Here is a 13104-nt window from a genome sequence, read left to right on the forward strand (position 1 = left end):
CTGTTGCTCGTTCTTTACCGCTCTACACTCTCTCCGAATTTGCTCTAACTCACACCGCAAGAACAAAGCCCCCTTCCATGGAGATGGAAGGGGGCTTTGTTCTTGCAACATAAATAATTAGCGGCGATCGCGGTTATCGTTGCCGTTTTGGCCCTGCGGCCGGGGAGCTTGAGGCCGAGCCTGTTGCGCAGGGCGAGCTTGAACAGCGGGCCTTTGCTGCTGAACCTGCCTCTGCGGTTGCTGCACTCTCTGCTGTTGCTGTTGCACTACGCGTTGCTGTTGTTGCACTCTCTGTTGTTGCTGCACCTGTTGTTGTCTCTGCTGTTGTTGTTGAACCTGCCTCTGCTGTTGTTGAACTTGCTGTTGCTGCTGTCGTTGCTGCTGCTGGACCTGCGGCTGTTGTCTCTGCACCTGTTGCTGCTGCTGGACACGCTGATTCTGCAACTGCTGTTCTTGCCGCTGTTGAGGTTGAACGTTCGGGCGAGTTTGTTGCGGCTGGTTCTGCCTGACTTCGGGCTGGTTGGGCCTTGCCTGCTGGGAGTTGGGCCGATTCTGGAACTGTCCCCGGTTCTGAGGAGTGTTTTGGTTCGGTTGTCCGGGACGGGCCTGGTTTGGCTGGCCTGGGCGCTGCTGCTGAACAGGCCGGGCGACCGGGCGTTGAATACCCTTATCGGCAACCAGAGGACGGGAGACGGCGGTGGCAGGGCGGCCGCGGTTCTGCGTGAAGAACTGTTGCCGGTTCTGTGACGCCTGACGCTGGTTCTGGACCTGCGCCGACATGGGCCGGACCTTCGGCCCGCGCATGGCTACCACCTCGGATCGGTTGGGCCTTACTTGCAGGCCACCCCGGCCGCCGTTATAGGCGATGCGGTTGTTGTGATTGACGATGACCGTGCGGTTGTAGACGTAGCTCGTTCGGCTTATGTTGATGCGGTTGACGGAGCGGTTGTAGTAGAAGTTGTTGCCGCGCCAGTAGCCGCCGTAGTAGCCGGTGCCGGTATAGCCGAAGCCGTAGTTGATACCGCCGTAGAAGCCGATGTACGAGCCCCAGTAGCCACGATAGAAGCGATAGTTGCCACCGTAGAAGCCCCAGTAGCCGGGGGTCCAGAGTGCGCCCTGGTACGGAGCTGAGACCCAGGCACCGGGAACCCAGTAGTAGCCGGCGGGAGCGTAGCCCCAGTAGCCGGGCGTCCAGAGGTAGTTGGGGCCGGGGGCTTCGGGTTGATCGTAGGTAGGCAGGGCGGGTGGCGGCTGGTCGGCCTCTTCAACAGCCTGCTGCCCGGCATCGACCTGATTGTCATAGTTCTGATCGTTGTTCTGATCGTTCTGGTCGGCGTAGTCCTGATCGTTGGCGTTCTGATCGTTGGCGTAAGACTGGTCCTGCTGCTCAGGCTGTTGAGCGGCAGGCGCGGCTGCGCCATTCTGCTGATATTGGGCCGCCTGCTGCTGGCTCTCATTCTGGATGGGTTGTCCCTGGGCAGGAGGCTGTGTCGCAGCCTGGGCTACGTTGTTGTCCACGGGAGCCATATTTGCATCGGCGGGATCAGGGCCAGCGTCGTTTGTAGTCTGCCCTGCGACAGCCTGCCGGTGGCACCCTGAAAAGCCTGCCATGCCTGCGACCATGGCGATCCCCACTGCGAACCCCAGGCAGCGGCTGCGACCTGATCTTTGTTTTATAGACGTAACCATCGCGCGCAATCTCCTTCTTACTTACTGCTACGGTCTTAACCCAAACTTTCTGAGTATGATGCGGTTTTTGGATCAGGCATATCGATGCTATTGCAAGGCATCCCCAATCTGCCGGATTGCATCGCCGGGCTATCGTGCAGGATACTCCACAGTTTCATTGGTGCGTGAGTTGGTGACCGCGAAGCTGCCGTTACGATGCACCGTAAGAACAAGATAATGAAAGGCATCGGGGCCGGGAAGATTGGCGATGCGAGAGTCATTGCTGTTGTGGGCGGCATCGGTGTGGATGGCGGTGTGGAGTTGCCAGAGGTCTTTGAGGCGGGGTGAGTGGTCAACGATGGCCCAGGCGTCGGCCTCGGCTCCCTTGGTGGCTCCGTTGTCCATGATGGCCACGCGAGGGGCGATGCCCTTGAGCAGCGCCGGGCTGGAGCTGCGGTTGAAGCCGTGATGCGAGACGATGTACACATCCACCTTGCCCAGCTTGTTGACCGGGCACATGAGCAGACGCTCCTTGTTCCAGGTAAGGTCGCCGAGGTCGGCGATGCGCAGCTTGGCAAAGGTAATGATCATGCCGACGGAGCGGTCGTTCTCGGTGTTCTCAGCGGGCTTCTCGATGCTGGCGGCGCAGGCGGAATTGACGGCTCCGGCTCCGGCACTGACATCGCTGAGCGGTTTTTCGATCACGTTGCCGTCGGCGCTGACGACTTCGACGTGTATGCCCGTTAGGGGAAGGATCTCGCCGGGCTTGGCCGTGAGATGGGCGTAGTGGCCGTTGGCCAGCAGCTTCTGGTAAGCCTGCCAGCCGGCAACGGTGGCCTTGTCGTCGGTCTCGCGGTTGATGCCGTGGTCGATAAACCGAACGACGGGAATGCGCGCGGCCAGCTCGGGAACGCCGCCGACGTGGTCGATGTGAAAGTGGGTGATGACGAGGTTGTCGATCTTGCTGACACCGGCGATCTTGGCGAGGGCGACGAGCTTGTCGGTGTTGGGGGTGCCGGGCCAGCCTGCGTCGACCAGAAGATTTTCGCCGCTGGGCGGCACGAAGAGCGTTGCCTGTCCGCCTTCGACGTCGGCAAAGTAGACCTTGAGGTCACCGGACTTTTTCTGGGCGAAGGCAAGGGGGGTTGCCATTAACAGGGCGGCGGCGAGTAAACGCTTCATTCGGTAGTTCTCCTGTGAATCGAAACTTGGCCAGGGGCTCCTGACCGGCACTGGAAATGATTGCACAAATGAGGCGCCCCGGAAGGATTAAAGTACGGTCTGCGATGCCACCTACCGCCCGAGGAGGGAATCGAAGTAAAATAGAGTCGATGGCTGGCTGTCTTCCATGCACGAAGCGCTTTCACCACGGTCGCCCTGACCGCGGGCGCTGCTAGATCGCTCAAGCTACCCCTTTCGCACAAATTTGATAGGCTTTCCCCGTTGCCGTTCGCGCTGACCTCCACGCGGCGGCCCTTACTTCGCGCTCCTTAATAAAGATAGAAGAAGCGCTTCTCTGGAGAAGAGACCATGCCGACCCAATCGCACCCTGATTCTTTCAAAAGCCAGTCAACCCTGAAGTCGGGTTCAACCAGCTACAGCATCTTTCGCCTGCGCGCGCTGGAAGATGTTGGCGTCAAGCTGACGCGGCTGCCGTTTTCGCTGCGTATCCTGCTGGAAAATTTATTGCGTCACGAAGACGGCCGCACCGTCACCGCCGACGACATTAAGTTCCTCGCCAACTGGGACGCCAGCGCCGAGCCTTCGCGCGAGATTGCCTACATGCCTGCCCGTGTGCTGATGCAGGATTTTACCGGCGTTCCTGCGATCGTCGATCTGGCAGCCATGCGCGATGCCATGCGCACGTTGGGTGGCGATCCGGAGAAGATCAATCCGCTGCAACCTGCGGAGCTGGTGATCGACCACTCGGTACAGGTGGATGAGTTCGGCACCGTGCGGGCCTATGACCTGAACGCCGCGATGGAGTTTCAGCGGAATCGCGAGCGCTATGCGTTTTTGAAGTGGGGCCAGACGGCGTTCCGCAACTTCTCGGCTGTGCCGCCGGGCATGGGTATCTGCCATCAGGTGAACCTGGAGTATCTGGCTCGCGTGGTGTTCACGACCCAGCCGGACACCGATGGAAAGGTTGCCGCCTATCCTGACACGCTGGTCGGCACGGACTCGCATACGACGATGATTAATGGCCTGGGCGTGCTGGGCTGGGGCGTCGGGGGTATCGAAGCCGAGGCGGCCATGCTGGGCCAGCCGGTATCGATGCTGGTGCCGCAGGTGGTGGGCTTTAAACTCACAGGCAAGTTGAAGGAAGGAACGACCGCAACCGATCTGGTGCTGACCGTGACCGAGCAGCTTCGCAAGCTTGGCGTTGTCGGCAAGTTCGTCGAGTTCTACGGCTCCGGCGTCTCGGAGCTGCCGCTGGCCAATCGCGCCACCATCGCGAACATGGCTCCTGAGTATGGAGCTACCTGCGGATTCTTCCCGGTGGATGTCGAGACGCTGAACTATCTTCGCCTGACCGGACGCACAGAAGAACAAATTGCGCTGGTGGAGGCTTATTACCGCGAGCAGGGCTTGTTCCACACGCCGGATGCACCCGAGGCAGAGTATTCGGTGACGACCTCGCTGGATCTGGGTACGGTGCGGCCAAGCGTGGCCGGGCCAAAGCGCCCGCAGGACCGCGTGCTGCTGCCCGAGGTGGGAGCGTCGTTTGCGCAGCAGCTTCCCTCGCTGCTGGGGCCGAAGGCGAGTGCCAATGGCATGCGGCAACTGGTTCGCTGGGAGGGCGAGGGCGGCCACCCAAGCGCTGGCGGCGATGTCAACAGTGCGAATGGCGCTCCAGCTCCTGTGGTTGAGGCTGCTACCGTCTCCGTGAATCAGGGTGGCGGCACCGCAGTGATCGAAGCGCCTTCGGTCTCTATCCAAAATCGCTTCGGTATCGATCCGGAGAAGTATCTTGATCACGGCTCGATTGTGATTGCTGCGATTACCTCGTGCACCAATACTTCGAATCCGTATGTGATGATCGCCGCTGGGTTGCTTGCGAAAAAAGCCGTGGAGAAAGGGCTTTCGACGCCTCCGTGGGTGAAGACTTCGCTGGCTCCCGGATCGCGCGTGGTCACGGATTACTTCGTGAAGGCTGGGCTGATGCCTTATCTCGACGCACTGCGTTTCCAGACCGTCGGATACGGCTGCACGACCTGCATCGGCAACTCGGGACCGCTGCCGACCGACGTCTCGAAGGCCATTGAAGATCATGGACTGGTGGCCGTGTCGGTGCTTTCGGGAAATCGCAACTTCGAGGGGCGCATCTCGCCTGAGGTTCGTGCCAACTACCTGATGAGTCCTCCTCTGGTGGTCGCGTATGCGCTGGCCGGGCACATCAAGCACAACTTCGATACCGAGCCGCTGGGTAAGGGCAAGGATGGCCAGCCTGTCTACCTGAAGGACATCTGGCCGACGCAGGAAGAGGTCGCGTCCACTGTTGCTTCGTCCATTGATTCGGAGATGTTCCGGCACCAGTACGGCACCGTCAGCGATGGCGACCAGAACTGGCAGCACCTGAAGTTTCCCGAGGGCAACACCTACGGATGGGAGGCGGACTCGACCTACATCCGCAAGGCCCCTTACTTCGACGGCATGGGCGCGCAGCCTGAGCCGGTGAAGGACATCCACGGTGCGCGCGTGCTCGCTGTGCTGGGCGACAGCGTGACGACTGACCATATCTCTCCGGCAGGCTCGATCAAGAAGGACGGCCCGGCTGGAAAGTATCTGACCGAGCATGGGGTGAAGCCTGCGGACTTCAACAGCTACGGCTCGCGGCGCGGCAACCATGAGGTGATGGTGCGCGGCACGTTTGCCAATGTGCGGCTGCGCAACAAGCTCGCTCCCGGAACCGAGGGCGGCGTGACGCGCTTTTTGCCGGACGATGTTCCGATGTCGATCTACGATGCGTCGGTGAAGTACGCCGAGCGCGGAACGCCGCTGGCCATCATTGCGGGCAAGGAGTACGGTTCGGGCTCGTCGCGTGACTGGGCTGCCAAGGGACCGCTGCTACTGGGCGTGCGGTTTGTGATTGCGGAGAGCTATGAGCGCATTCACCGCTCGAACCTGGTAGGCATGGGGATTCTTCCGCTGCAGTTTCTGCCGGGACAGAACGCCGAATCGCTGCACCTTACGGGCGAAGAGGTCTACGCGATCGGTGATGCTTCGGGAGCGTTGAAGGCCATGCTCGACGGGAAATTTGCCGACGGCAAAGAGGTCAGTGTCTTTGCGGAGTCGGACTTGGGCAAGACCATCGAGTTTACCGCCACGGTGCGCATCGATACGCCGCAGGAGATTCTCTACTACCAGAATGGTGGCATCCTGCAGTATGTTCTGCGCCAGTTGGCAGGCAAGAGCGCGGCCTCGGCATAACAGTAAAAATATTTTGGAAACAGAGCAGGTCCAGCGTTGCTGCTGGGCCTGTTCTGTCTCTGACGTTATTACGCAGATAGGAAGAAGAATACCCGTAGCAGCCGTGGTTCAAAGATGGATGAACCGTGGCACGGTGTGGCTATTCTGTCGCAGACTAGAGTAGGAAAATTAAAAGACGACATGAAGAAAAAACAACGCATTGGCATTCTCTTTGGCGGCCGCTCCGGCGAGCACGAAGTCTCCCTCCTCTCTGCTGCTTCGATCCTCAAGGCCATCGACAAAAAGAAGTACGATGTGCTGCCCATCGGGATTACGAAACATGGGCAATGGCTTAGCGCGGGCGAGGCGCAGGCTTTGCTGACAGGCGGCGAATCGAAACAGCCGCTGCAGCTCAGCGCGGGTGCGGACCTTGTTTATCAGAGCGGTAATCTTACGCAGACCGTCGATGTTATTTTTCCGGTGCTGCATGGAACGTTTGGCGAGGATGGCACGATCCAAGGGCTCTTTGAATTGGCTGACATTGCCTATGTTGGCTCCGGAGTGCTTGGCTCTGCCGCTGGCATGGACAAGGACGTGATGAAGAAGCTCTTCGCCGCCGCCGGGTTGCCGCAGACGCCTTATCTTGCGTTGACTCGCAGCGAATGGAAGGCTGACCCTAAACGTTGCACGCGCCAGATCGAGAAGGCTCTGCAATATCCGGTCTTCGTAAAGCCTGCAAACCTTGGTTCGAGCGTTGGTATCTCGAAGGTGCATGATCGCTCGGAGCTTGCGGCGGCGATGGATCTCGCTGCCGGCTTCGACCGCAAGCTCGTCATCGAGCAGGGAGTGGGTGGGCCGGGGGCAAAGCCCCGTGAGCTTGAGGTGGCAGTGCTGGGCAACGATTCGCCCGAGGCTTCGGTTGTCGGCGAGATCGTTCCGAACAAGGAGTTCTACGACTATGAGTCGAAGTACGCCGACTCGCCTGAGGATCCCAGCGTGCCGATTATTCCTGCCAAGCTGACGGCTGCCGAGGTCAAAGAGATTCGCGCGATGGCGGTTGCCGCCTTTCGGGCCTGCGACTGCGCCGGTCTGGCACGAGTCGACTTTTTGATGGAGCCGGCGCGGAAAGGTAAGAAGGCGCGCATCTATTTGAACGAGATCAATACGATGCCAGGGTTCACCAGCATCAGCATGTATCCCAAGCTGTGGGAGGCGAGTGGGCTGTCGTATAAGAAGCTGATCGACCGCCTGATTGCGTTGGCGGTCGAACGTCAAAAAGAAAAACAGCAGACCAGCTTCAGCCGCGATTAGCTCACGAAGCTAGATCACGCGGCTGTGTTTGTAGCCTTCGGCCGTCAGGGCTGCGAGCAGTTCTTCAACCTGTTCGCGGCCTCGGGTTTCCATCGTGATGTCGATGACCGTGTCGCCGAGGTTGACGCCATAGTAGGCGCGGTTGTGCAGCGTATCCACAATGTTGGCGCGGTGATCGGCGATCAAGCGCGTCAGCTCGGCCAGTGCTCCCGGCTTGTCCAGCAGATGGATGCGCAACCGGATGAGGCGGCCATCCTGCACGAGACCGCGCTCGATGATGCGTGAGAGCAGGGTGACGTCGATGTTGCCTGCGCTGACGATCACAGCGGTGTGCTCGGATTTGAGCGTCGTCTTCTTCTGGATTAATGCGGCCAGCGCCGTTGCTCCCGCGCCTTCGGCCAATGTCTTTTCGCGCTCCAAAAGCACCAGGATTGCGGAGGCGATCTCGTCCTCGTCGACGGTGACGATCTCATCGACATATTTTTCGATGACAGGGAAGGTCACCTCTCCGGCGCGGCGCACTGCGATGCCATCGGCGATGGTGGTTGCCGAATCGAGCGTGACTGGATGATGTTGGCGGACTGCTTCGGCCATGGAAGGCAGACGTGAGGTCTGCACGCCGATGACGCGAATGTCGGGACGCGACTCCTTGATGGCGCAGGCGATTCCGCCGATCAGGCCGCCGCCGCCGATGGGAACGACCACGGCTTGCAGCTCGGGCACCTGCTCCAGCAGCTCGAGGCCGATGGTTCCCTGACCGGCCATGACGGCGGGATCGTCGAAGGGGTGGATGAAGGTCATTCCCTCTGCCGCGCAGATGCGCGTTGCCTCTTCGTATGCCTCGTCGTAGTTGGCTCCGTGCAGCACAATGTGCGCGCCGAAGTTGCGTGTCGCGGTCACCTTGACCAGCGGCGTCGCCAGCGGCATGACGATGATGCTGCGGATTCCCCGCTTGGTGGCGTGGTAGGCAACACCCTGCGCATGGTTGCCTGCACTTGCCGCAATGACGCCGCGGGCGGCCTGCTCCGGCGTCAGCATCGCAATGCGGTTGAGCGCGCCGCGCTCCTTGAACGCGCCGGTCATCTGCAGGTTTTCGAGCTTGAGATAGATCTGCTGGCCGGTCAGCGCGGAGAGCATCTGCGAGTGCGGACAGGGAGAATAGTAGATGGATCCACGCAGCCGCTCGCGGGCTGCCTGCACGTCGGCAAGACTGATGCTGAGATTGTTGATGGCTTTGCTCACTCTGTACCGATGTTACCCGAACGGCAACGCGTCAGCCCAGTTTCTGAAGGCCTTAGCGGCGCTGGCGGAACTTGTTTGCCAAGGCGAACTCGTCGCGCAGCTCCGGGGTGCGGAGGTTCTCGCGGACGTGGGCCAATCGCTGCTCCAGCGCAAACAGCGTGTCGGCGATGGGGCCGGTGTTGGTCATGGCAACGTCGCGCCACATGCTGTAGGGGCTGGCTCCGAGGCGCGTCGTCTCGCGGAGAGCACGCGCACCAATCGCGCCAATCTCGGGAGCATCGCCGAACTTGTCTTCGAGCAACGCAGCCAGCGCGGTCGATAACATCTGCGGCAGATGGCTGACCCAGGCGCATAGCTCGTCGTGCCGTGCGGCATCCATATCGAGCGTGCGTGCGCCGAAGAAGCCAACCCAATCGCGCCACTCTTTTTCCATGGGCGTGGGCCCGGATGTGGCTGGGGTGAAAAGCCACATCGCGTTATTGAAGAGCCGCGCCTCAGCCAGCATGGCGCCCCCGGATTCTTTACCGGCCATCGGGTGGCCGGGCAGAAATGCCGGAGCATCGGGTGCCGCAAACAGCGTCTTTCCGAGTTCGGTGATCTCCAGCTTGGTGCTGCCTACGTCGGTAATCAACTGTCCGGCATGGACCACTGGCGCAAGACGCTGCATCCAGTCCTTGATGGCCAACACCGGCACGGCGAGCACGACCACATCGGCGGTGCGCGCCAGTTCCAGCGCATCTTCAGCGGTGGCGGCGGCAGCGTCGATGGCACCCATCTGCGCCGCTGCCGTCCGCTCCAGCGAACTTGTATCCCATCCGTCGATGCGCCCGGCAAACCCGGCAGCGCGCAGGGCCAGACCGGTGGATGCACCGATCAGGCCCGTACCGATGATGAGAACGCGTTCCATTGTTCCGGCAGGCATGGTTAGGCGATCTTTCGCCCAACGATTGGCGCGAGCTGACGCAACTGCGCCACCAGCTTCACCAACTGTTCAGGGTAGAGGCTCTGTGCGCCATCGCTCATCGCTTTGTCCGGGTTCGGGTGCATCTCCATCAGCAGGCCATCAGCCCCGGCAGCGACGCTGGCCAGCGCCATGGGGGGCACCAGGTCGCGGATACCGACGCCGTGCGAAGGATCGCCGAAGACGGGCAGGTGGGTCAGCTTCTTGAGCACGGGGATCGCCGAGATGTCCATGGTGTTGCGGGTATAGGTCTCGTAGGTGCGAATGCCGCGCTCGCAGAGGATGAGGTCGTAGTTGCCGCCGGAGAGGATGTACTCCGCGCTGAGCAGTACCTCTTCGATGGTTGCGGCGATGCCGCGCTTCAGCAGGCAGGGCTTGCGGACGTGGCCAAGCTCGCGCAGCAGGTTGAAGTTCTGCATGTTGCGCGCGCCGATCTGGAAGCAGTCGATGTAAGGCAGCATGACTTCGATCTGCGAGATCTCCATGACCTCGGTGATGACGAGAAGGCCGGTCTCATCGGCAACCTCGCGCAGCAGCTTCAGCCCTTCGACGCCCATACCTTGGAAGCTGTACGGCGAGCTGCGGGGCTTGTAGGCGCCGCCGCGCAGGAACTTTGCGCCTGCTGCCTTAACCTGCTTCGCGCTGGTGAGAATCTGCTCCCGCGATTCGACCGAACAGGGGCCGGACATGATGATGATCTCTTCGCCGCCGATGACGACGCCGTTGGAGAACTTTATCTTCGTGCCTTCGGGACGGAAGTTGCGGCCCGCCAGCTTGTAGGGCGACGAGATGCGATAGGCGTCGTGCACGCCGGGGAGCACCTTGAATTCGGCAACCTCGAAGTGTTCGGGCGTTCCAACGCCGGCCAGAATCGTCTGTGCTGCGCCTGTCGTGCGGTGAACATTGAAGCCGAGCTCGACCATCCGCTCGATCACACTTTGGATATTTTCCTCTGTTGCATGGTCCTGCATCGCTACGATCATTGTTTTCGCTTCGCTCTCTTTAGATAGATAACTGGATGATTTTTTTGTAACTTAATTCGGAACAAATAAGGCGTTTACTGGTCCCGTCGCTGCAAGGTGCGCATCACGTCGATAATGCGCTCGTAGACATGCTGTATCTCGGCGTCGGCCAGCGGGCCGGGGTTGGCGGCGCGAACGTGGTTGAAGACGTCCTGTTCGCGGTGAGGCTCGTAGACCGGCAGTTCCGCCGTCTTCTTAAGCTCGCCAATGGCCTTTGCGGCCTCGGCGCGCTGGCTGATGAGACGAACAATCTGTTCATCCAGTTCGTCGATCTTCTTTCGCCAGTCGGAGATATCCATGCATCAGCCTCACGTTGCAGCGGCGTTCGTCCAGACTTTGATCCTTCTGGCGTCATCCGCTGCGGAAAATTGTTGTACACATCATGATAAACGGGGGTGTCCACGCGAATTGATTTATCTGCGTTCAGGATGCTCATGCGCGCAACCCCGCAATGAACCGCCCGACGGCCGCCGGAGCCTCGGATGGGTCGCTTTTTTCGATCAGCGCCACCAGCGCGCTGCCAATGATTGCGGCATCGGCAAACTCGCCGACGGCCTTGACGTGCTCCGCGTTCGAGATGCCGAAACCTACGGCAATCGGCAGTTTTGTGAAGGTTCGCAGACGGGAGACCAACTCCGCGGCATCGCCTGCGATGGTTTGCTGCGTTCCGGTAATTCCGACGCGAGAGATGGCGTAGACAAAGCCCTGCGAGACATTGGCAATCGCCTTGAGCCGTGCATCGGGGCTGGTGGGCGCGGCCAGAAATACCGGGGCCAGCTTGTGCGCGTGCATCGCCTCCAGATACTCCCCTGCCTCTTCCACAATCATGTCGGTCAGCAGAACGCCGTCTGCGCCTGCCTCGGCAGCCTTCGCGCAGAAGGTCTTCATTCCCATTCGCACGACCGGATTGAGATAGGAGAACAACACCAGGCCCGCTGCCGGACGTGCTGCGCGCAGCTCCTTCGCCAATCCCAGAACGTCGGTCAGGGTGGTTCCACGGGCGACGGAGCGCTCGCTGGCGCGCTGAATCACCGGCCCGTCCGCAAGCGGATCGCTGAACGGCACGCCCAACTCGATCACGTCTGCGCCGTTATCAATCGCTGCCAGCGCAATGTCCCGCGTCGTCGCCAGGTCAGGATCGCCTGCTGTCAGATACGCAACGATCCCCGGCTTCTTCTTAAACTCGATCGACATTCGGCCCTGCTCCCTTCAAATCCAATTCCTTTGCCAGAATCCCCATGTCCTTATCACCTCGTCCGGAGAGGTTCACCATCAGCACATCCGTCTTCGCCATCGTCGGAGCGAGCCGGATGGCCTCGGCCACGGCATGGGCGCTCTCAAGCGCGGGAAGAATTCCTTCTGTTCGAGCGAGTGTTACCGTGGCCTTCAGTGCCGCATCGTCAGAGCAGGAGACGTAGCTTGCGCGGCCTGAGTCGTGCAGCATGGCGTGTTCCGGGCCTACGCTGGCGTAGTCCAGACCCGCGCTTACGCTGTGCGTCAGCGAGATCTGCCCAGCGTCATCCTGCAGGACGTAGCTGTAGGTTCCCTGCAAGACACCGGGGACACCGCCGCCAACCTTCTGGAAACGCGCTGCGTGTTGCCCGAGCGCGGTGCCGCGTCCGCCTGCCTCGACGCCGATCAACTGCACATTCGCATCGGGTAGGAATTCATAGAAGGCCCCGATCGCGTTCGAGCCACCGCCTACGCAGGCGACGATTGCGGTGGGCAGCTTGCCTTCCTGCTTCAATATCTGCGCCTTGGCTTCGAGGCTGATGACGCGATGGAAGTCGCGCACCATGGTTGGATAAGGATGCGCTCCCAGAGCGCTGCCGAGGATGTAGTATGTGGTGCGAACATTGGTGACCCAATCGCGCATCGCCTCGGAGATGGCGTCTTTCAGCGTGGCCGAGCCTGCGGAGACTCCGCGCACCTCTGCGCCCAGCAGACGCATGCGGTAGACGTTCAGCTCCTGCCGCCGCATGTCCTCTTCGCCCATGTAGATGACGCATTCGAGGCCAAAGAGAGCGCATACGGTCGCGGTGGCTACGCCGTGCTGTCCTGCCCCGGTCTCGGCGATGATGCGCTGCTTGCCCATGCGCCGCGCCAGCATACCCTGCCCCAGCGCGTTGTTAATCTTATGTGCGCCCGTATGCAGCAGGTCCTCGCGCTTCAGGTAGATCTTCGCCCCGCCAAGCTGCTCGGTCAGCCGCTTGGCGAAGTAGAGAGGGGTCGGACGGCCGCAATAGTTGTGCAGCAGATCGGCCAGCTCCGCCTGAAAGGCCGGATCGTCCTTTGCCTGCGCATAGGCCGCCTCCAGCTCTTCGAGCGCCGCCATCAGCGTCTCCGGAACATACCGGCCGCCATAGGCTCCAAACCGCCCCGCCACCGGATTCACTGCCGCACTCATGCTCATTGCTTCTCCTGTTTCCTACGCTAAAAAGCCGCAACCTCATCAGGTCGCGGCTCGTGTGGATATCGAATCAACTGAAA

At 60.8% G+C, this 13104-nt stretch carries 10 protein-coding genes; 2 read left to right on the forward strand and 8 right to left on the reverse strand.

Annotation, left to right across the window (positions count from 1 at the left end):
* Positions 1-117 precede the first annotated feature (117 nt).
* Together GSQ81_RS19840 and GSQ81_RS16035 are read right to left on the reverse strand one after the other, a co-directional pair.
* A complete protein-coding gene (locus GSQ81_RS19840) occupies positions 118-1689 on the reverse strand; it encodes a YXWGXW repeat-containing protein (RefSeq protein WP_254060239.1) in 1572 nt (523 codons plus the stop codon).
* 129 nt (positions 1690-1818) lie between these two features.
* Positions 1819-2850, reverse strand: coding sequence for a ComEC/Rec2 family competence protein (locus GSQ81_RS16035; RefSeq protein WP_158911664.1), 1032 nt, complete (start codon positions 2848-2850; stop codon positions 1819-1821).
* Between the two features lie 348 nt (positions 2851-3198).
* Here GSQ81_RS16035 and GSQ81_RS16040 point away from each other — a divergent pair, with 348 nt between their 5' ends.
* Entirely contained in the window at positions 3199-6099 is a 2901-nt protein-coding gene (locus GSQ81_RS16040) for an aconitate hydratase (protein WP_158911665.1), read from the forward strand.
* 180 nt (positions 6100-6279) lie between these two features.
* The gene (locus tag GSQ81_RS16045; RefSeq protein ID WP_158911666.1) at positions 6280-7389 is read left to right on the forward strand and encodes a D-alanine--D-alanine ligase family protein; all 1110 of its coding nucleotides are present in this window, start codon (positions 6280-6282) and stop codon (positions 7387-7389) included.
* Positions 7390-7398: 9 nt separating this feature from the next.
* Here GSQ81_RS16045 and GSQ81_RS16050 read toward each other — a convergent pair whose 3' ends face one another.
* From GSQ81_RS16050 to trpB, 6 genes are all read right to left on the reverse strand, one after another.
* Entirely contained in the window at positions 7399-8631 is a 1233-nt protein-coding gene (locus tag GSQ81_RS16050; protein ID WP_216846453.1) for a threonine ammonia-lyase, read from the reverse strand.
* Between the two features lie 52 nt (positions 8632-8683).
* A complete protein-coding gene (locus GSQ81_RS16055; RefSeq protein ID WP_158911667.1) occupies positions 8684-9553 on the reverse strand; it encodes a prephenate dehydrogenase/arogenate dehydrogenase family protein in 870 nt (289 codons plus the stop codon).
* A gap of 2 nt (positions 9554-9555) precedes the next feature.
* The gene (gene aroF, locus GSQ81_RS16060) at positions 9556-10575 is read right to left on the reverse strand and encodes a 3-deoxy-7-phosphoheptulonate synthase (protein ID WP_158911668.1); all 1020 of its coding nucleotides are present in this window, start codon (positions 10573-10575) and stop codon (positions 9556-9558) included.
* 74 nt (positions 10576-10649) lie between these two features.
* On the reverse strand, positions 10650-10913 hold the full coding sequence (gene pheA / locus GSQ81_RS16065; protein WP_158911669.1) for a chorismate mutase: 264 nt from the start codon (positions 10911-10913) through the stop codon (positions 10650-10652).
* A gap of 133 nt (positions 10914-11046) precedes the next feature.
* On the reverse strand, positions 11047-11808 hold the full coding sequence (trpA, locus tag GSQ81_RS16070; protein WP_158911670.1) for a tryptophan synthase subunit alpha: 762 nt from the start codon (positions 11806-11808) through the stop codon (positions 11047-11049).
* Positions 11792-13021, reverse strand: a complete 1230-nt coding sequence (gene trpB, locus GSQ81_RS16075; protein WP_254060240.1) for a tryptophan synthase subunit beta — start codon at positions 13019-13021, stop codon at positions 11792-11794. The genes trpA and trpB overlap by 17 nt, the downstream gene beginning before the upstream one ends.
* Positions 13022-13104 lie beyond the last annotated feature (83 nt).

Source organism: Granulicella sp. L56 (genome assembly GCF_009765835.1).
GTDB lineage: Bacteria > Acidobacteriota > Terriglobia > Terriglobales > Acidobacteriaceae > Edaphobacter.

Coding starts and splice junctions, on each gene's coding strand:
- GSQ81_RS19840 (WP_254060239.1), bottom strand. CDS start 1,689: ATGGTTACGTCTATAAAACAAAGATCAGGTCGCAGCCGCTGCCTGGGG.
- GSQ81_RS16035 (WP_158911664.1), bottom strand. CDS start 2,850: ATGAAGCGTTTACTCGCCGCCGCCCTGTTAATGGCAACCCCCCTTGCC.
- GSQ81_RS16040 (WP_158911665.1), top strand. CDS start 3,199: ATGCCGACCCAATCGCACCCTGATTCTTTCAAAAGCCAGTCAACCCTG.
- GSQ81_RS16045 (WP_158911666.1), top strand. CDS start 6,280: ATGAAGAAAAAACAACGCATTGGCATTCTCTTTGGCGGCCGCTCCGGC.
- GSQ81_RS16055 (WP_158911667.1), bottom strand. CDS start 9,553: ATGCCTGCCGGAACAATGGAACGCGTTCTCATCATCGGTACGGGCCTG.
- aroF (WP_158911668.1), bottom strand. CDS start 10,575: ATGATCGTAGCGATGCAGGACCATGCAACAGAGGAAAATATCCAAAGT.
- pheA (WP_158911669.1), bottom strand. CDS start 10,913: ATGGATATCTCCGACTGGCGAAAGAAGATCGACGAACTGGATGAACAG.
- trpA (WP_158911670.1), bottom strand. CDS start 11,808: ATGTCGATCGAGTTTAAGAAGAAGCCGGGGATCGTTGCGTATCTGACA.
- trpB (WP_254060240.1), bottom strand. CDS start 13,021: ATGAGTGCGGCAGTGAATCCGGTGGCGGGGCGGTTTGGAGCCTATGGC.